This is a genomic window from Ruegeria alba (assembly GCF_022321465.1).
Classification (GTDB): domain Bacteria; phylum Pseudomonadota; class Alphaproteobacteria; order Rhodobacterales; family Rhodobacteraceae; genus Ruegeria_B; species Ruegeria_B alba.
On sequence record NZ_JAKOEM010000004.1, the window covers coordinates 57,350 to 74,710 of the forward strand.

The following is a 17,361-nucleotide window of genomic DNA, read 5'->3' on the forward strand; positions in this document are numbered from 1 at the left end:
ACCGCCGGTTAACGACGGGTTTCCGTTTCGGCAAAATGGAGCTCGGGCTTGTCCGGCGTCAGCGGCGCTTGCGGTCCAGCTTGCGCTTGATCTTGTCGGTCTTATGCTTGGCCTTGGCAGCCTTGCGGCGCACCACGCGTTTGCCTTTGGACGGGGTGCCGCCGCGCGGCATCGCGTTATCCTCAAGGCTCAACATCTCGAATTCGAGCCCGCCGGTTACTGGCGAGGCCTGTGCCAGCCGCACCGTCACCCGCTGCCCGATCGAGATGAGGAGCCCGGTTTCCGACCCCATCAGCGTGCCTGCCTCGCGGTCGAAATGAAAGAATTCACGCCCCAGCGAACGCACCGGGACCAGCCCGTCGGCCCCGGTCTCGTCCAGTTTCACAAAGGCGCCGAACCGCGCGATGCCGCTGATCCGGCCGGTGAATTCATTGCCCACCCGTTCCGACAGATAGGCCGCCAGATAGCGGTCGGTGGTGTCGCGCTCGGCCATCATCGAGCGGCGCTCGGTGTCCGAGATATGGGTGGCGATGCGGTCCAGCTGCTCGATCTCGTCCGCCGTCAGCCCGTCATCGCCCCAGCCATGCGCCTTGATCAGGCCGCGATGCACGATCAGGTCGGAATAGCGCCGGATCGGCGAAGTGAAATGCGCGTATTTCCTGAGCGCCAGACCGAAATGCCCGAAATTCTCGGGGTTGTAATAGGCCTGCGCCATCGACCGCAGGGTCGACATGTTGATCAGCTCAGCCTCGTCGGTGCCCGCCGCCTGATGCAAGAGCGCGTTCAGGTGGCGGGTTTGCAGCACCTGCCCCTTGGCCAGCGTCAGCCCGGAGGCCTGCGCCGTTTCGCGCAGCGCCTCCAGCTTTTCGGGGGCGGGTTCCTCGTGCACCCGGAACAACAGCGGCACGCGTTTGGCGATCAGCGTCTCGGCGGCGGCCACATTGGCGAGGATCATGAACTCCTCGATCAGCTTGTGCGCGTCCAGCCGGTCGCGGAAGGCGACGCTTTCCACATGGCCCTTGTCGTTCAGCACGATCTTGCGTTCCGGCAGATCAAGGTCGAGCGGCTGGCGCCGGTTGCGTTCCGCATCCAGCGCCTTGTAGGCAGCGTAAAGCGGCTTCAGCACCTCATCCAGAAGCGGCCCGGTCTTGTCGTTGGGGCTGCCGTCGATGGCGTCCTGCACCTCCTGATAGTTCAGCGAGGCGACCGAACGCATCAACCCCCGCACGAACCGGTGCCCGATCTTGTTGCCCTGCGCGTCGATCTGCATCCGCACCGCGATACAGGCACGCGGCACGCCTTCGTGAAGCGAGCACAGATCGCCCGACAACCGGTCGGGCAGCATCGGCACCACCCGGTCGGGGAAATAGGTCGAGTTGCCGCGCTTGCGCGCCTCGCGGTCCAGTGCGCTGCCCGCGCGGACATAGGCCGCCACATCGGCAATTGCGACCCAGACCACATGGCCGCCGGGGTTCTTGGGGTCGTCATCGGCATGAGCATAACAGGCGTCGTCATGGTCGCGCGCATCCGAGGGGTCGATGGTGATCAGCGGCATGTCACGCAGATCCGTCCGCCCCGACAGGCCCAAAGGTTTTGTCCGGTCCGCCTCCTCGATCACCTTGTCGGGAAAATCGTCGGGGATGCCGTGCTGGTGAATGGCGATAAGCGACACCGCCTTTGGTGCGCTTGGGTCGCCCAGCCGCTCGATGATGCGGGCGCGCGGCAGGCCCATGCGGCCCTTGGGCCCGGCCTGTTCGGCCTCGACCAGTTCGCCGTCCTTGGCGCCATGCACCGCGCCCTCGGCCACCAGCCATTCGTTCTGGCCCGCCTTGTCGATGGGCACGATGCGCCCGCCCTCGGCCCCCTTGCGAAAGATGCCCAGGATCTTGTGCGGGTTGGTGCCGATCCGACGGATCAGCCGCGCCTCGTAATTGTGATCCTCTTCATGCACCACGGTCAGGCGCGCAAGGATGCGATCCCCCGCCCCCAACGCCGGATCGCTGGCGCGCGGCAGGACCAGCACGATGGGTTCCACCCCCTCGCCATGCCATTCCAGCGGGCGCGCGAAGAGATCACCGTTCTCGTCGGGTTCCTTGACCTGCAACACGCTGACCGGCGGCAGCCGGTCCGGGTCGGCATAGCTGCGCTTGCGCTTCTCCAGATGGCCCTCGGCCTCGAGCTCCTTGAGGACCCGTTTCAGGTCGATCCGGTCCGAGCCCTTGATGCCAAAGGCCTTGGCGATATCGCGTTTCGAGGTGAGTGTGGGATGCGCGGAAATCCAGTCGAGGATTTCCTGCTTGGTAGGGATGCGAGTCATATCTCCGCCGTAGCACGCGGCGCGGTTCGCGTCACCGCAAAAGCGACGGCAGGCGGGCATCGCGCAGGTCGGCGGCGGTATCGACATCTTTCAGCATGTCGACCAGGGCAACCCGATGCCCGCGCACCCCGGCCAGCGTGTCGCCCAGCGCGTGTTCGCTGGACCAGCGCACATCTCCGAACAGGCCCGGCGGCAAGGCATAACGCCGCGCCGCGCCCACCAACCAATAGCCCCCATCGGGTGCCGGTCCGAACACGAACTCAGCGCCCCCAAGCGCCGCAAAGGCGCGGGCGATATGGGCGCGGGTGACGCCGGGAATATCGGCACCGATCAGGCAGACCGGCCCCTTTGACGCGGCCCGCAACTGCCGCGCCATGCGCTGGCCCAGATCGCCGCGCCCCTGCGGGCGGCGCGCCAGATCGGCGGGCCAGACCCGGCTGGCCATCCCCTCGGCATCCGGCGACACCGCCAGCACGATGCGCCAGCGCGGATCGCGCAACCGCCGGATCAGCGCCCGCGTCTGATGGCGAAACCACCAGGCCGCGCCCACCATGCCGATATCGCGCCCCAGCCGGGTTTTCACCCGGCCCGGATGCGGTTCCTTGACCATGATGACCAGCGTACGCCGCATTGCTCTGGCTCAGGAGAAATAGTCCCGCAGAATCCGGCCATAGATCGCCTTGAGCTGATGGATCTGGGCGATTTCCACCCGCTCGTCCACCTGATGCATGGTGCGGCCCACCAGCCCGAACTCCACCACCGGGCAATGATCCTTGACGAACCGCGCATCCGAGGTCCCGCCCGAGGTGGACAGCACCGGCACCACCCCGGTTTCCGCCTCGACCGCGGCCGCCACCAGATCGGACAGCGCACCGGGCGGGGTGAGAAAGCTTTCGCCGGAAATCTTCACCTTCATCTCGACCGCGACACCGAATTCCTCGGCCACCCGGTCGGCCTCGCGCTGCATCCATTTGGTCAGGCTGGCACCCGAATGCAGGTCGTTGAACCGGGTGTTGACCGCCGCGCGGCATTGCGCCGGGATCACATTGGTCGCGGTATTGCCGGTGTCGATGGTGACCACCGCAAGCGTAGACGCGTCAAAATGGTCGGTGCCCTGATCCAGCTCGTGACTGGCCAACCGGTCCATCAGCCGTGCCATCGCAGGCAACGGGTTCTTTGCCCGGTGCGGATAGGCCGAATGCCCCTGCACGCCCGTCACCGTGAACCACGCGGTCATCGACCCGCGCCGCCCGATCTTCATCATCTCGCCCATGCGGTCGGGGCAGGTCGGCTCTCCCACGAGGCAGACCGACATCCGCTCGCCCGAAGCAGCCATGTAGTCGAGGAGCGCGGTGGTACCGTCCAGCGCTTCGCCCTCCTCATCCCCCGTGATGGTGATGATCACCGCGCCCTCGGGCGGGGTGCTGGTGACCAGGTCCACCGCTGCCGCGACAAAGGCCGCAACGCCCGATTTCATGTCTGTGGCACCGCGTCCGTAAAGAAAACCATCCCTTTCCTCGGCCCCGAATGGCGCCACGGTCCAGGCCGCTGTGTCGCCCACCGGCACCACATCCGTATGGCCGTTGAACCCAAAGCTGCGTGCGTGTCCCTTGTCACCCCAGCGCGCAAACAGGTTGCAGATACCGCCCCGGTCAACCCGGGAACACGTAAAGCCCGCCTGCGACAGCACCCGCTCGAGCACGTCAAGCGCGCCGTCATCGGCGGGCGTGACCGAGGCGCAGCGGATCAGGTCGGCGGTCAGGCGGGCGGCGTCGAGTGTCATTCAGGCCTCCTTTGCGGTTTGGGCATCGTCCGGAACGGGAAATGTGACGAAAACGTCGCGTTGCCACCTCTGAATTGCCCGTTTTCACTTAACAGCGACAGAACTCCCATGCTAGCCTATAGGTAGAAAACAAAAGACCCGAGGCAGGGTTACGAGCAGCAAGGCCGCGAAGCGAGCAGTAACAATCGCAAAGACGGCTGAACCAAACCGGCAACCGCACGACAGATGCGATCGGTTTTACGTGGTGCGTGGCGAATGCCCGCTCCGTCCTCCCTGCCCAGGATCGTGAGACCGTGGGGCAGGAGATGGCAACAGGCGCCGAGCTGAACTATAATCAGGGTGCCTCTGCAATGCAGATGGCGCAGACGATCTTTGGCGATGGGGTCACCGTTGTCGGTGCTTCCTATTCCGGCTGGAGCCAGTCTTCGGCAATCTATTCCAACGGTGACGCGCTGGCGCCGGGGGCCACCCCGGGCGATACCGGTGTGATCCTGTCCACCGGGCGGGCCAGCCATTTTACCCGCAGCGGCGGCGACCCGAACCGGTCCACCAATACGTCGACCAACACATCGGGCGAAAACAACAACCCCGATTTCAACGCCGCAGCCGGCACAAATACCTATGACGCCTCGTATCTGGATGTCAGCTTCATCCCGGAACACGGCGTCATGACGATGCAATTCGTGTTCTCGTCCGAGGAGTATCCCGAGTTCCAGAACTCGGTCTATCAGGATTTCGTCGGCGTCTGGGTCAACGGGCAACAGGCCCAATTAGCGGTCGGCAACGGCGATTCCGATCCCGGCAACATCAACTCGGTCAACAACCAGAACCTGTTCCTGGACAACACGGGCGACGCGTTCAATACCGAGATGGACGGTCTGACCGTCACCATGACCCTGACGATGAACGTAATCCCCGGACAGGTGAACACGATCCGTATCGGGGTCGCCGACGTGTCCGACAGCAATTACGACTCGAACCTGCTGATTGCCGCCAACAGCGTGCAAACCCGGCTGGTCGCGGTCGCCGATCACAGCACGATCTATCCCGACGGCAGCGTCACGATGGATATCCTGGACAACGATATCAACCACTCGGGCGCCACCCTGACCATCACCCACCTGAACGGCATTCCCGTCACCGCGGGCAGCACGATCACGCTGGCCACCGGGCAGACCGTAATGCTCAACGCCGATGGCACCATCACCGTGACGGGCGATGGCGATGTCGAGCATTTCAATTTCACCTACACGGTGACCAACGGCGCACAGACCGATACCGGCATCGTCAACGTCAATGCGATCCCCTGTTTCGTGGCGGGCACCCTGATCGACACGCCCTATGGCGAACGCCAGGTCGAGCGGCTGACGCCGGGCGACCTGGTGATCACCCGCGACAACGGTTCGCAAGAGGTGCGCTGGGTGGGCGAGCGCACAGTTGACGCCGAGGGCGATTTCGCCCCCGTCCTGATCCGCGCCGGAACCTATGGCGCCCAACGCGACCTTCTGGTCTCGCCACAGCACCGCATCCTCATCCACGACAGCCTGAGCGAGCTGCTGTTCGGCGAACGCGAGGTTCTGGTCGCCGCCAAGGATCTGGTAGATGGGCGCAGGATCCGTTTCATGCCCGGCGGGCGCGTCACCTATGTCCACGTGATGTTCGACAATCACGAGGTGATTTACTCCGAGGGACTGGCGAGCGAAAGCTTCCTGCCCGGCCCGCAAACCACGCATCTGTTCGAGCCCGAGACCTTGAACGAGATCCGGGCGGTTTTCCCCGAACTCGACACCGACACCGGCAAAGGCTATGGCCCTGCCGCCCGTCGGATCCTGCGCAAATACGAAACCGAGCTGCTGCTCACATCGGCAAAGGTGGCCTGACATGGGATGGATCGCCGTTTCCGCCCCCGAGAACGAGCATTTCCGCCCTGAGGGGCTTGGCGCCTCGACAAATGCGCCTTGCCTGGTCGGCACCCATGAAGACGACCTCATGGTTCGCGGTACCCTTGTGTTTGAAACCCGACTTCCCAACGCCCAGCGTCCGCGCATCCTGTTGCAGTTCGACCGCGGCGGCGCCTGGCCCTTCCACCTGTCGTTGCAGGCGATTCCGGGCGGCGGGCTGATACTGATCGTCAATCAGGGCGGCTCGGTCCTGCATCAGGTTCTGAACGTGGCCGATACCGGGCGCATCGACACCTTGCGGCTCAGCTATGCCTGGGATGCGCCGGCCCGTGCCGGCTGGCTGGCCCTGGAACATGACGAACGCGAATATGCGCATCTGATCGAGGTCGAGGCCCCCAGCCCGCTGCGCATCGGTGATCTGCGGATGCTGTTTCGGGACGGCCCGCACCGTTTCACCGCCCCCGAACTGGTCTATTTCGCGCTGTCGAGCGAAATAGAACCCGTGGGCCCGATGCCCTCGCTGCACCCGGAAACGCCGATCGCCACACCAGAAGGCTACCGGCCCCTGTCGCAGATCCGGCGCGGCGACACGGTGGTCGTCGCCAGCGGCGAGGCGGTTCCGGTCCTGCATCGGGTCAGCCGCACGATGCCAGCCTTCGGCAGCACCCGGCCCCTGACGATCCGCCGGCCCTATTTCGGTCTGAGACAGGACATCCAGGCCGCGCCCGCGCAGCGCCTTTTGCTCTCGGGAACCGAGGTGGAATACCTGTTTGGCCGAGAATCGGTGTTGGTCCCCGCCCGCCATCTGACCGGCGGGCACTCGGTCCTGCCCGCGCGCGCCGGGCTGACGGCGACCTATGCGCAACTGCTGCTGCCCACCAACGAGGCAATGGTCACCGCCGGGGCGCTGGCCGAAAGCCTGTTCATCGGCCGTCTGCACCGCAAGCCTGTTCATCTGGCCGCCAGCGTGCTCGCCGGGATCGAGCGCAGCCGCCTGCCCGATCATGGCCGCCCGAGCCATCATGTTCTGCGCGCGTTCGACGCTCGTATCCTGGCTGAGGCACGCGTCGCCTGATCCGAACCGGATGGTGCTCAGGGTCCGGCCCGTGCGCATGACGGGCGCGGGTGGTCTCGACAGTTAGAACGCCCGACGGGAAGCAAGCCCGGCTTTTCCCCTTGCCATGAGCAAAGCTGACCCTGGGGTCGCCTTGTTTGAACGCCCCGGCTGGGGTATGGGGCAAAAAACCGGAAAACACTTTGCCGATGCACAAGCTCCTCATCTCTGTCTGCCTGGCCCTGGGATTGTGGCCGCAAGTGCTGTTGGCGCAGTCGCTGAACGTCGCCACGGTCACGCGTCCTCCCTTCTCTTTTGTCGAGGATGGGACAGAGACCGGTTTTTCGATCGATCTGCTCTCGGCGTTGGCCGACAAGCTTGGCTGGACCTACTCGCTGGACCGCAAGGACAGGTTCTCGGACATGCTGACCGCCGTTATCGACGGAGAGGCGGATATGGCAATCGCCAATATCTCGATCACCGCCGCGCGCGAGACCGAGATGGATTTCAGCCAGCCGATCTTTGAATCCGGGCTCCAGATTCTGGTGCCGTCCGAGAGCAATGCCGGTTCATCGCTTCTGAGGGCGCTGCTGTCCCGAGACCTGTTCATGGCCATCGGCGCCGCCTTCTTCATCCTGCTGACCGGCGGCATGTTGATGTGGTATTTCGAGCGGCGCGCGCAGCCCTATTTCGATCGCAAACTGCACGAAGCCTGGTTTCCCTCTTTCTGGTGGGCACTGAACCTCGTCGTCAATGGCGGGTTCGAGGAACGGGTGCCGCGCACCGCCTTTGGCCGGCTGTTCGGCGTTGTGCTGGTGATCTCCTCGCTTTTCGTGGTTTCGGTCTTCACCGCGCGCATCACCTCGGTCATGACGGTCGAGGCGATCAGCGGCTCGGTAAATTCGGTCAACGATCTCTACGGGCAAGAGGTCGGAACCATCGAAGGCTCCACCGCCGCCGGCTTCCTCAATCGTCGTGACATAGGATTTGCCGCTTTCTCGAACCTTGACGAGATGCTGACTGCCTTTGAACAAGGCGCACTCGACGCGGTGGTGTTCGACGCGCCGATCCTGTCCTATTACGCTTCGCATCAGGGCAAGGGAAAGGCTGTCACCACCGGTTCGGTGTTTCTGCGCGAGAACTACGGGATCGCATTTCCAACCGGATCAAGCCGGGTTGAAGACGTCAACCAGGCGCTGCTCGCCCTGCGCGAGGACGGCACGTATGACCAACTTTACCGCAAGTGGTTCGGTCGCCGGAACTGATCCGCCTCAGCCCGCCGCCTCGTCGTCGTCGAAAAACGGTGTCATCTGGGCCACGATGACGGCGTTTTCGTCCAGCGCCCGCTGCATCAGCGCGCGCTCTTCCGTATCGATCTCGTGACCCTGCGCCTCGCGCTCTTCGAGCGTGCCGTATCCGGTGACATCCAGCGGCGCGGTGTCAGCCTGTTTCAGAATCGCCACCGTTTCGCGTACCGCCTCGGCCTCGTCGACGCCGCTGGCATAACACATCAACGCCGCGCCGGTTGCCCCGTCGGGCAGGCCGTCACCGGACTTGCGCCCGATCTGGACGACAAGGGTATAGACTTGCTGGCGGGACTGTTTGGCGGGCTTTTCCATGCTGCCGCCTTAGCCTGCGCCAATCGACAGGTCAACGCCCGACAGATGCGGACATTTTGCCAAGAATACCAGACATCGCGCCAGCGGTTGGTAAGAACACGGAAAGGGTCAACGGGATAGGCCGGGGATACGACAATCAGCAAGGCCCGCCCGACATGCCCACAGCCAGTGAACTTCCCATCGATACTTCGGCATCTGCCCTGGACATGGCGGATGCCATGTTCGGCTCGGGGATAGAGGTGGTAACAGCCAGCTATTCGGGCGCCACGTCGGCTTCAGGTATTTATTCGAACGGAGATACCGTCGCCCCCGACATCACACCGTCAGACAGCGGGGTTATCCTGTCCACCGGCAACGCGACCTCGATCACCAACAGTTCGGGCGACGCGAATGTGTCGGCGGGCACCAGTACCAATCACGGCCTTGCAGGTGACGCGCAATTGTCCGAGATGGCGGGCGCGCAGACCTATGACGCGTCCGTGTTCGAGGCCAGCTTCATCCCCGAGGGATCGACCCTGACCATGCAGGTGGTGTTCTCGTCCGAAGAGTATCTCGAATACGTAGGGTCCGGTTTCAACGATGCGGTCGGCATCTGGGTGAACGGCGTGAAGGCCGAACTGACGGTCGGTGACGGTGACATCACGATCGACAGTATCAACGATCAGTCGAACTCGAATCTCTATGTCGACAATCCGGCTTCGGGCGAGATCGCCAATACCGAGATGGACGGGTTCACCGTGACCCTGACGCTCAAGGCGCCGGTCAATCCCGGCGAGGTCAACACGATCAAGATCGCCATCGCGGACAGCGGCGACGGCGCCTATGATTCGAACCTGCTCATTGCCGGCGACTCGATCCAGACTGCCCTGATCGCCGAGGATGACAGTGTCGAAATCACCGGTGGCAATGCGGAAACCGTGGACGTTCTGGCCAACGACAGCTCTTCCGCGGGCGGCACGCTGACCATTACCAAGATCAACGGGCAGCCGGTATCGGCGGGGGATACCGTGACCCTGCCGACGGGAGAGACGGTCCTGCTGAACCCCGACGGGACATTCACCATCGATTCCGATGGGTCCGAGGAAAGCAGCAATTCCTTTTCCTACGAGGTGACCGATTCAGCCGGGAACACAGATACCGGTTTCGTCACGGTCAAGACCACACCCTGTTTCGTCGCGGGCACCCCGATCCGGGTGCCGAATGGCCGTGTTCCGGTCGAGACGCTTGAGATCGGCGATCTTGTGATGACCCGCGACAACGGTCCCCAGCCATTGCGCTGGATCGGTCGCACGACCCGCCTGTCCAAGGGGATCGACGCACCGGTTCTGATCCAGCGCAATGCGTTGGGGCGGCATGGCCCGGTCGCCGTCTCACCCAACCACCGCGTGATGCTGGAAATGTCGCGCTCCGAGCTGCTGTTCGGGTCTCGCGAGGTTCTGGTCAAGGCCAAGGACCTGGTGAACGGACGAGATATCAAACGGTGCACGGACGGGTTGCCGGTGACCTATGTGCATCTCCTGTTCGACCGGCATGAAGTGATCTGGGCCAACGGGCTGGAAAGCGAAAGCTATCATCCCGGCGACATGTCCATCGGGGCCTTCGATACCGCCACACGCAGCGAAATCCTGCGATTGATGCCCGATTTGTCCGCGCCAGATTACGGCTACGGGCCCGCCGTGCGCCCGGCCTTGCGCAGCTATGAAGTGCGCGCGCTGATGCGGGCCTGAAGGGAAACAAAAAGGCCGCGGCACCTTTGCGCCACGGCCCAACCTGATGCGACTTGCCGGCAGGTCAATCCCGCAGCAACTCGTTGATGCCGGTTTTCGACCGGGTCCGTTCATCCACCCGCTTGACGATCACCGCGCAATAGAGGCTGACACCGCCGGTCGACGGCATCGAACCCGAGACCACCACCGAATATGGCGGCACCTCGCCATACATGACCTCGCCAGTCTCGCGGTCGACGATCTTGGTGGACTGGCCGATATAGACGCCCATGCCCAGCACAGAGCCTTCGCGCACGATCACGCCCTCGACCACCTCGGAGCGGGCGCCGATGAAGCAATTGTCCTCGATGATGGTGGGACCGGCCTGCATCGGCTCCAGCACGCCGCCAATGCCGACGCCGCCCGACAGGTGCACGTTCTTTCCGATCTGGGCACAGCTGCCCACGGTGGCCCAGGTATCGACCATGGTGCCGCTGTCCACATAGGCCCCTAGGTTGACGAAGGACGGCATCAGCACCACGCCCGGTGCGATATAGGCCGACTTGCGCACCACGCAGTTGGGCACGGCACGGAACCCGGCGGCCTTCCACTGGTTCTCGCCCCAGCCTGCAAACTTGCTGTCGACCTTGTCCCACCAGCCGCCGCCCTGCGGGCCGCCCGACTGGATTTCCATATCCTTGATGCGGAAGCCCAGCAGCACCGCCTTCTTGGCCCATTGGTTCACGTGCCAGCTGCCATCGGCCTGTTTCTCGGCCACCCGCAGCGCGCCGCTGTCCAGCGCGGCCAGCGTGTCCTCGATCGCCTCGCGGGTGGCGCCTGTGGTGGCGGGTGTGATGCTGTCGCGCGCGTCCCACGCGGCCTCGATGGCGACTTCCAGCTCTCGGTTGGACATGAGGTCTTGCTCCCTGATGAATGCGTCACGTTGGTTTCGCCTATACGCAAGCGCGGACCAAGGCGCAATGCGACGCGCCCCGACCCGATTGCGGCCTTATGCGTCTTCCAGCGCCCCCAGCGCGGCGAACATCTCGGTATCGGCGTCGGTTCCGGCATTGGGCGCGGGCAGCAGCACGTCGCCATAGAACACCGAATTTGCCCCGGCCAGAAAGCACAGCGCTTGCTCGGCGGCGCCTCGAACATCAGCAGCCCCTCGCGCGCCGGCAGGTGGCTGGTATCAAAGGCACGCAAGATATGGTCCTGACGCAGCTTATCGTCCGCTGGCTGAGCCGCGCTTAGAACGTGTCGGCGATGGTTGCTGTCAGGAATTTTAATAAAGATCCCGGGTCAACCAGCCCAAGCTGCAATCGTCACCCGGCAAAGGGATCCGGGGCGATATTGCCGCCGCAGACCAGCACCGCCACCCGCTCGTCTGGTTCGGGCCGATAGGCGCCACACATCAGCGCCGCCAGCGCGGTTGCGCCCGCCGGCTCGACCAGAACCCGCCGCTCGGCCCAGAGCGCGCGCTGGGCCGCTGCAATCGCCGCGTCCGGAACCAGAACCGACTGTGCCCCGCGTTGCGCCAGACCGAAACAGATTTCGCCGATCCGCCGCGCCCCCAGCGCATTGGCGGCGATGCCCGAGACCTCGACATCGACCGGCCCGCCGGCAGCGAGCGCCGCATTCAGTGCGCAGGAGGTTTCCGGCTCGACCGCAACCACCTTGCGTGCGCCCTGCCACCAGGCCAGTGCACCAGCCACCAGCCCACCACCGCCGACCGCGATCACCACCGTATCGGCCTCTAGCGCCTGCGCGTCCCATTCGGCGAAACAGGTGCCCTGCCCCGCCACGGTCGCGGGCGCGTCATAGGCATGGATCTGCATCGCGCCGGTCGCGGCCTCATGCGCCTGCGCAAGGGCTAGCGCATTTGCATACTCGCCCGGCACGACCTCAAGATCGGCGCCGGTATCCCGGATCAGCGCGATCTTGGCCGGGCCTGCCATTTCCGGCACGAAAATCTTGGCCTGATGGCCCAGCGCGCGGGCGGCATAGGCCACCGCAGCACCATGATTGCCACCCGAGGCGGCCACCACTCCGGCAGCGGGCACATCACTGGACAGCAGGGTATTGAAGGCCCCGCGCGCCTTGAAACTGCCGGTATGCTGCATCTGTTCCAGCTTCAGGCTGAGCGGATATGACAAGCCAAATCCGCGCGTCTGCATCACCGGGGTCACTTGCACATGCCCGTCAATTCGTGCCGCCGCCGCTGTGATCTCTGCTTTCCAATCCATTCTCATACCCTCTTCACCACCCGCCTCTGGCGCTTGCCCCGCGAACCCTATAGCTGTGGGGCAAAGACGCAAGCAGGGAAGCCCGCAGATGAGAGACGATCGTCAAAGCCCGTTTCGTGACGCCCATACCGACCGCTCGACGGCCAGCCATGTGCCCGATACGCCGCAGACGCGCTCGCCCGCCTATAAACTGGCCTTTGCCGACGAGGATTTCCTTTGCCGGGACGAGCTGCGCCCGGTGCGGTTGCAACTGGAATTGCTCAAGCCCGAGATGATGATGGCCGAGCGCGGCATCACCTCGACCGTGGTGATGTTCGGCGGGGCACGGATCCCGGAACCGGCGAAAAAGCACACCGCGCGCACCCAGACCCTGGCGGAGCTGTCGGAGTATTACGACGAGGCGCGCGAGTTTGCCCGGCTGATCACCGAGAAGTCGAAGGAGTCAGGCTGCAAGGAGCTGGTGATCGTCACCGGCGGCGGCCCCGGCGTGATGGAGGCCGGCAATCGCGGCGCCAAGGACGCGGGCGGCTGCTCGATCGGGCTGAATATCGTGTTGCCGCATGAACAGGCGCCAAACCTGTTCGTGACGCCCGAGCTCAGCTTCAACTTTCACTATTTTGCAGTCCGCAAGATGCATTTCCTGATGCGCGCACGGGCGATCACCATCTTCCCAGGCGGCTTCGGCACGCTGGACGAACTGTTTGAATCGCTGACCCTGATCCAGACCGGGCGCATGGAGCGGGTGCCGTTCCTGCTGTTCGGGCGCGATTTCTGGGAACGGGTGATCAACTGGCGGGCGCTGGCGGATGCCGGCACCATCTCGGCCGAGGATCTGGACCTGTTCCGCTTTGTCGACACCGCTCAGGAGGCGGTCGAAATTATCGACAACTGGGAGCCCGCGCCACCCCGCGATGCGATCCCGGGGCGCTGAGGCGGTCGGGTCGGTTCAGGCGAATTCAGCAGGCAACACGCCCAGTTCGACGCCCTGCGGCAACCGGGTTACCACTTGGGCACCCTGCACGTCCTTGATGGCATAGCCATAACCCATCAGCCGGAACTTCCATTCCCGCGCGCTGAGCGCCTTGGCGCGTTCGCGGTACAGCAGGTCCAGAACCCCCGCCTCGATTATTGCGCCACCGATATCTGCCTGTGCCATTTCCTGTCCTCCATGGCTTTGTTGCTGATTTCGAAACTGACTGTTGATCGGGGCGGAAATTCATCGCGAATAAGGAAAATTCAGGGCGCAGGCCTTTTGTGGATACGGAAAAGGGGGCGCTGCCCCCGTCACCTGCGGTGACTCCCCCGGAGTATTTCCGGCGAAATGAAGGTGTGGCCATCTCTTTGCTTTGCCGTCGCGCAACCGGGTGCTAGATCGCGGATTGACAGGCACGCGGGAGGGCGACAATGGAACATGGCGATCACGGGACACCTCGGATGGGTGCCTTTCTGCATCTGCGCGGCAACGGGATCGACAAGGGCGATCCGGTGGCGCTGCCGCTGGTGCAAAGCTCGATGTATCACCTGCCGGGCGCGCCCGATGGCAGCAACAGCTATGGCCGGGCGGACAATCCTACCTGGGTGGCGCTTGAACATGCGCTCGAGCATCTTGAGGGGGCGCCCTGCCGGGTGTTTCCCTCGGGCATGGGCGCGATTTCGGCCGCGCTGTTTGCCACGCTCAAGGCCGGACAGCGCCTTTTGATCCCCGCGGATGGCTATTATGTCACCCGGCTGCTGGCCGACCGTTACCTGCGGCCTTTGGGGGTGATTGTCGAGGAGCGGCCCACCACCGGCTTTGCCGAGGGCGGGTTTAGCGGCATTGACGTGGTGTTTCTGGAGACGCCGTCCAATCCGGGGCTGGACCTGATCGACCTTGCCGCCGTCGCGGGCGCGGTGCGGGCAGCCGGTGGCATCACCATCTGTGACAATACCACGATGACACCGCTGGGACAGCGGCCGCTGGATCTGGGCATCGACATCGTGGTCGCCTCGGACACCAAGGCGATGGGCGGCCATTCCGACCTGCTGCTGGGGCATGTGGCCAGCCGCGATGCCGGGCTGGTTCAGGCAGTGGAGGATTGGCGCCGCATCTCTGGCGCGATTCCGGGCCCGCACGAGGCCTGGCTGCTGCATCGCGGGCTGGAGACGCTGGAGGTGAGGTTCGACCGCATGTGCCGAAACGCCGAAGCCCTGGCGCCGAGACTGGCCGAACATCGGGCGGTGAGCGCCCTTCGTTATCCCGGTCTGCAGGGTGATCCGGCGCATAACCTGGCGCGGGCGCAGATGCAGCGGTTCGGCTTCCTGCTCTCGCTGGATCTGGGCAGCGAGGAGAAGGCGGAACGCTTCATCAACGACTGCCCGCTTTTGCGTCCGGCGACCTCGTTTGGCGGCGTGCACAGTTCGGCCGAGCGGCGCGCGCGCTGGGGCGACGCGGTGGCGCCGGGATTCGTGCGCCTGTCAGTCGGCTGCGAGCCGGTCGAGGAGCTATGGCAGGCCCTGCGCGATGCGCTCGATACGCTCTGAAATCAGGCTTTCGGCTCTCGCAGGCTCTTGAACACATAGATCGGCAGCAGGATGCCGGCGATGAGCGCACCGAGCCAGACAAGCAGGGTCGCGGCCAGCAGGTTCGAGATCCCGCCCACGATCAGGCCCGAGGTTACCAGTTCGGTGACCAGAAGACCGACGAAGATGACCACCAGCGAGATCCCGCCCTGAAGCGCGGGCAGGTTGCGCGCGCTCAGGCGGCGGATCAGCGGTTCGGCCAGGGCCTGGATCAGACTGAAGACGATGACCACGACAATCAGCGACAGCGGCGCGATGGAGAATCCGTCGAGCAGCAGCGCGGCAAGCAGCAGTCCAATGGCATTGCCGGCCAGAAGCGCGGCGATCGAAAGCAGGCGTCGAGACATGGCGAACCTCTTGAAGCTATTCACCCGAGCCTAGCCTATCACCCGCGTGAAATCACCACGGGAATCAAAGCCCCGTCTCGGCCTCGATCTGCTTTTTCGACTTGCGCGCCCGTTCGGTGGCCGATTTGAGCTGCCCGCAGGCGGCCATGATATCGTCACCGCGCGTCTTGCGGATCGGCGCGGCATAGCCCGCCTGATAGATGATGTTGGCAAATGCCCGGATCCGGTTGTTTGACGACCGCTTGTAGGGTGCGCCAGGCCATTCGTTGAACGGGATCAGGTTGATCTTGGCCGGGATCTTGTGCCGCTTGATATGGTCGAGCAGGCGATGGGCATCCGCGTCGCTGTCATTCACGCCGTCCAGCATCACGTATTCGAACGTGATCCGCTCGGAATTCGAGGCTTTGGGATAGGCGGCCAGCGCAGAGAGCAGTTCCTCGATGTTCCAACGCTTGTTGATCGGCACCAGCACATCGCGGGTCTCGTCGGTGGTGGCATGGAACGAGATCGCCAGCAGACAGCCGATTTCTTCGGCCGTACGCGCGATTTCGGGCACCACGCCGCTGGTCGACAGCGTGATCCGGCGGCGCGACAGCTGGATACCTTCGGGGTCCATCGCAATCTTCATCGCATCGCGCACGTTGTCGAAATTGTAGAGCGGCTCGCCCATGCCCATCAGCACGATGTTGCTGAGCAGGCGGGTTTCGTCCTTTGGAGCGCCCGGCACCGGCCATTCGCCCAGGTCGTCGCGCGCCATCATCACCTGGCCCACGATCTCGGCGGCGGTCAGGTTGCGCACCAGTTTCTGGGTGCCGGTATGGCAGAACGAGCAGGTCAGTGTGCAACCCACCTGCGACGAGATGCAAAGCGTGCCACGATCCTCTTCGGGGATATAGACCACCTCGACCTCATGCCCGCCGGCAATGCGGACCAGGTACTTGCGGGTGCCGTCTTCGGACACCTGCCGGGTCACGACTTCGGGGATCTCGATGGTGAAATGCTCGGCCAGTTGCGCGCGATAGGCCTTAGCGAGGTTGGTCATCGCGTCGAAATCGCGCACGCCCCATTGATAGATCCACTGCCAGATCTGGCCCACCCGCATCTTGGCTTGTTTCTCGGGCGTACCGTGTTCGATCAACACCTCGCGCATCCGGTCGCGGGTCAGCCCGACCAGGTTGATCCTGCCTTCGGGCAGCTTGCGGGGGATGGTCACGACATCCTGGGTGATCGGTGCTTTGACGGACATGGGTGCACTCGGCGGCTGATGGGGTCTGAGGCGATGGATGCGCCTCTATATAGGAAAGCGCGCGAAGATCAAAAGATTTCGCGCCGTCTTTGCCGCCGGTCGTTTGGGATGGTGCGGCAGGGGGCGCTGCCCCCATCGCGGCAGAGCCGCTCCCCCCGGAGTATTTTTGGCGAAATGAAGAGTTGAGTTACCGCGCCATCGCCATCAGGTCGCGGGTCCGGGCACGGCCCAGTTCGATATGACACGAGGTGATCGCGATGCCGGTACCCGATCCGCCGCCAAAGCTGACACCGACCGCATCGCAATGGGCGTCACGATAGACGGCCCAAGCCGATTGCGCGGCGTCGAGCGCGGGAAGTGCCACCTTGCGCCCTGTGACCTCGTCGAGTTCACCCGCCGAACCGCGGGCAATGTCGAGCGCGACGGCCAGCGCACCCTCGACACGATCTCTCATTTCGGAAACGCAGGCGCCGATCTCGACCTGGCTGCCCGCATCGCTGCATTCGAGCGCAGGATCGGCGGCGGACGCCAGCGGTGTCAGCGCAAGCACAAACGCGAATTGAACCCGTCGCATATCACATCC

Annotated in this window: 17 protein-coding genes; 6 read left to right on the top strand and 11 right to left on the bottom strand. The window is 64.1% G+C overall.

Annotation, left to right across the window (positions count from 1 at the left end; translation table 11 throughout):
* Positions 1-58: 58 nt before the first annotated feature.
* The 3 genes from rnr to dapE are packed head-to-tail and all read right to left on the bottom strand — an operon-like array spanning position 59 to position 4,100.
* A complete protein-coding gene (gene rnr, locus MB818_RS07065) occupies positions 59-2,317 on the bottom strand; it encodes a ribonuclease R (RefSeq protein WP_234237417.1) in 2,259 nt (752 codons plus the stop codon).
* Between the two features lie 31 nt (positions 2,318-2,348).
* Positions 2,349-2,948: a TIGR04282 family arsenosugar biosynthesis glycosyltransferase gene (locus tag MB818_RS07070; protein ID WP_238904574.1), complete on the bottom strand. Its 600-nt coding sequence runs from the start codon at positions 2,946-2,948 to the stop codon at positions 2,349-2,351.
* A 9-nt stretch (positions 2,949-2,957) separates the two neighbouring features.
* Positions 2,958-4,100 carry a succinyl-diaminopimelate desuccinylase gene (gene dapE, locus MB818_RS07075; protein WP_238904577.1) on the bottom strand — a complete coding sequence of 381 codons (1,143 nt, stop codon included), beginning with the start codon at positions 4,098-4,100 and terminating at the stop codon, positions 2,958-2,960.
* 305 nt (positions 4,101-4,405) lie between these two features.
* Between dapE and MB818_RS07080 the strand changes: the two genes are divergently transcribed.
* The 3 genes from MB818_RS07080 (at position 4,406) to MB818_RS07090 (ending at position 8,320) form a co-directional block, all read left to right on the top strand.
* The gene (locus tag MB818_RS07080) at positions 4,406-5,980 is read left to right on the top strand and encodes a Hint domain-containing protein (RefSeq protein ID WP_238904579.1); all 1,575 of its coding nucleotides are present in this window, start codon (positions 4,406-4,408) and stop codon (positions 5,978-5,980) included.
* Between the two features lies 1 nt (position 5,981).
* On the top strand, positions 5,982-7,076 hold the full coding sequence (locus tag MB818_RS07085) for a Hint domain-containing protein (protein WP_234167491.1): 1,095 nt from the start codon (positions 5,982-5,984) through the stop codon (positions 7,074-7,076).
* A gap of 188 nt (positions 7,077-7,264) precedes the next feature.
* Complete coding sequence (locus MB818_RS07090; protein ID WP_234182712.1) at positions 7,265-8,320, top strand: transporter substrate-binding domain-containing protein; 1,056 nt, start codon at positions 7,265-7,267, stop codon at positions 8,318-8,320.
* Between the two features lie 6 nt (positions 8,321-8,326).
* Here the strand turns inward: MB818_RS07090 and MB818_RS07095 are convergent, their stop codons facing one another.
* Positions 8,327-8,674 carry a DUF8846 family protein gene (locus tag MB818_RS07095; protein WP_234138622.1) on the bottom strand — a complete coding sequence of 116 codons (348 nt, stop codon included), beginning with the start codon at positions 8,672-8,674 and terminating at the stop codon, positions 8,327-8,329.
* Between the two features lie 155 nt (positions 8,675-8,829).
* Here MB818_RS07095 and MB818_RS07100 point away from each other — a divergent pair, with 155 nt between their 5' ends.
* Positions 8,830-10,401, top strand: coding sequence for a choice-of-anchor L domain-containing protein (locus MB818_RS07100; RefSeq protein WP_234163132.1), 1,572 nt, complete (start codon positions 8,830-8,832; stop codon positions 10,399-10,401).
* Between the two features lie 64 nt (positions 10,402-10,465).
* Here the strand turns inward: MB818_RS07100 and dapD are convergent, their stop codons facing one another.
* The 3 genes from dapD to MB818_RS07110 all read right to left on the bottom strand — a co-directional run bounded on the left by dapD (position 10,466) and on the right by MB818_RS07110 (position 12,626).
* The gene (dapD, locus tag MB818_RS07105; RefSeq protein ID WP_234138617.1) at positions 10,466-11,293 is read right to left on the bottom strand and encodes a 2,3,4,5-tetrahydropyridine-2,6-dicarboxylate N-succinyltransferase; all 828 of its coding nucleotides are present in this window, start codon (positions 11,291-11,293) and stop codon (positions 10,466-10,468) included.
* A 96-nt stretch (positions 11,294-11,389) separates the two neighbouring features.
* Positions 11,390-11,512 carry a hypothetical protein gene (locus tag MB818_RS22055; protein ID WP_369426326.1) on the bottom strand — a complete coding sequence of 41 codons (123 nt, stop codon included), beginning with the start codon at positions 11,510-11,512 and terminating at the stop codon, positions 11,390-11,392.
* Positions 11,513-11,705: 193 nt separating this feature from the next.
* A complete protein-coding gene (locus tag MB818_RS07110; RefSeq protein WP_238904581.1) occupies positions 11,706-12,626 on the bottom strand; it encodes a threonine/serine dehydratase in 921 nt (306 codons plus the stop codon).
* A gap of 88 nt (positions 12,627-12,714) precedes the next feature.
* On the opposite strand from MB818_RS07110, the gene MB818_RS07115 reads away from it, so the two are divergent.
* On the top strand, positions 12,715-13,557 hold the full coding sequence (locus tag MB818_RS07115; protein WP_234138607.1) for an LOG family protein: 843 nt from the start codon (positions 12,715-12,717) through the stop codon (positions 13,555-13,557).
* A gap of 15 nt (positions 13,558-13,572) precedes the next feature.
* Here MB818_RS07115 and MB818_RS07120 read toward each other — a convergent pair whose 3' ends face one another.
* On the bottom strand, positions 13,573-13,782 hold the full coding sequence (locus MB818_RS07120; protein WP_234163134.1) for a hypothetical protein: 210 nt from the start codon (positions 13,780-13,782) through the stop codon (positions 13,573-13,575).
* A 248-nt stretch (positions 13,783-14,030) separates the two neighbouring features.
* Here MB818_RS07120 and MB818_RS07125 point away from each other — a divergent pair, with 248 nt between their 5' ends.
* Entirely contained in the window at positions 14,031-15,146 is a 1,116-nt protein-coding gene (locus MB818_RS07125; RefSeq protein ID WP_234138602.1) for a cystathionine gamma-lyase, read from the top strand.
* A 2-nt stretch (positions 15,147-15,148) separates the two neighbouring features.
* Here MB818_RS07125 and MB818_RS07130 read toward each other — a convergent pair whose 3' ends face one another.
* The 3 genes from MB818_RS07130 to MB818_RS07140 all read right to left on the bottom strand — a co-directional run bounded on the left by MB818_RS07130 (position 15,149) and on the right by MB818_RS07140 (position 17,352).
* The gene (locus tag MB818_RS07130; protein WP_234138599.1) at positions 15,149-15,532 is read right to left on the bottom strand and encodes a phage holin family protein; all 384 of its coding nucleotides are present in this window, start codon (positions 15,530-15,532) and stop codon (positions 15,149-15,151) included.
* A 64-nt stretch (positions 15,533-15,596) separates the two neighbouring features.
* Entirely contained in the window at positions 15,597-16,778 is a 1,182-nt protein-coding gene (rlmN, locus tag MB818_RS07135; protein ID WP_234138597.1) for a dual-specificity RNA methyltransferase RlmN, read from the bottom strand.
* Between the two features lie 187 nt (positions 16,779-16,965).
* Positions 16,966-17,352 (bottom strand): lysozyme inhibitor LprI family protein, encoded by a 387-nt coding sequence (locus tag MB818_RS07140; protein WP_238904583.1) that lies wholly within the window; start codon positions 17,350-17,352, stop codon positions 16,966-16,968.
* Positions 17,353-17,361: the final 9 nt, after the last annotated feature.

What these genes read in the sequence shown, in the direction of transcription:
- MB818_RS07110 (WP_238904581.1), bottom strand. Translation starts at nt 12,626, where the DNA reads ATGGATTGGAAAGCAGAGATCACAGCGGCGGCGGCACGAATTGACGGG.
- dapE (WP_238904577.1), bottom strand. Translation starts at nt 4,100, where the DNA reads ATGACACTCGACGCCGCCCGCCTGACCGCCGACCTGATCCGCTGCGCC.
- MB818_RS07125 (WP_234138602.1), top strand. Translation starts at nt 14,031, where the DNA reads ATGGAACATGGCGATCACGGGACACCTCGGATGGGTGCCTTTCTGCAT.
- MB818_RS07115 (WP_234138607.1), top strand. Translation starts at nt 12,715, where the DNA reads ATGAGAGACGATCGTCAAAGCCCGTTTCGTGACGCCCATACCGACCGC.
- MB818_RS07120 (WP_234163134.1), bottom strand. Translation starts at nt 13,782, where the DNA reads ATGGCACAGGCAGATATCGGTGGCGCAATAATCGAGGCGGGGGTTCTG.
- MB818_RS07130 (WP_234138599.1), bottom strand. Translation starts at nt 15,532, where the DNA reads ATGTCTCGACGCCTGCTTTCGATCGCCGCGCTTCTGGCCGGCAATGCC.
- rlmN (WP_234138597.1), bottom strand. Translation starts at nt 16,778, where the DNA reads ATGTCCGTCAAAGCACCGATCACCCAGGATGTCGTGACCATCCCCCGC.
- MB818_RS07085 (WP_234167491.1), top strand. Translation starts at nt 5,982, where the DNA reads ATGGGATGGATCGCCGTTTCCGCCCCCGAGAACGAGCATTTCCGCCCT.
- dapD (WP_234138617.1), bottom strand. Translation starts at nt 11,293, where the DNA reads ATGTCCAACCGAGAGCTGGAAGTCGCCATCGAGGCCGCGTGGGACGCG.
- MB818_RS07140 (WP_238904583.1), bottom strand. Translation starts at nt 17,352, where the DNA reads ATGCGACGGGTTCAATTCGCGTTTGTGCTTGCGCTGACACCGCTGGCG.
- MB818_RS07095 (WP_234138622.1), bottom strand. Translation starts at nt 8,674, where the DNA reads ATGGAAAAGCCCGCCAAACAGTCCCGCCAGCAAGTCTATACCCTTGTC.
- MB818_RS07090 (WP_234182712.1), top strand. Translation starts at nt 7,265, where the DNA reads ATGCACAAGCTCCTCATCTCTGTCTGCCTGGCCCTGGGATTGTGGCCG.
- MB818_RS07080 (WP_238904579.1), top strand. Translation starts at nt 4,406, where the DNA reads ATGGCAACAGGCGCCGAGCTGAACTATAATCAGGGTGCCTCTGCAATG.
- MB818_RS07070 (WP_238904574.1), bottom strand. Translation starts at nt 2,948, where the DNA reads ATGCGGCGTACGCTGGTCATCATGGTCAAGGAACCGCATCCGGGCCGG.
- rnr (WP_234237417.1), bottom strand. Translation starts at nt 2,317, where the DNA reads ATGACTCGCATCCCTACCAAGCAGGAAATCCTCGACTGGATTTCCGCG.
- MB818_RS07100 (WP_234163132.1), top strand. Translation starts at nt 8,830, where the DNA reads ATGCCCACAGCCAGTGAACTTCCCATCGATACTTCGGCATCTGCCCTG.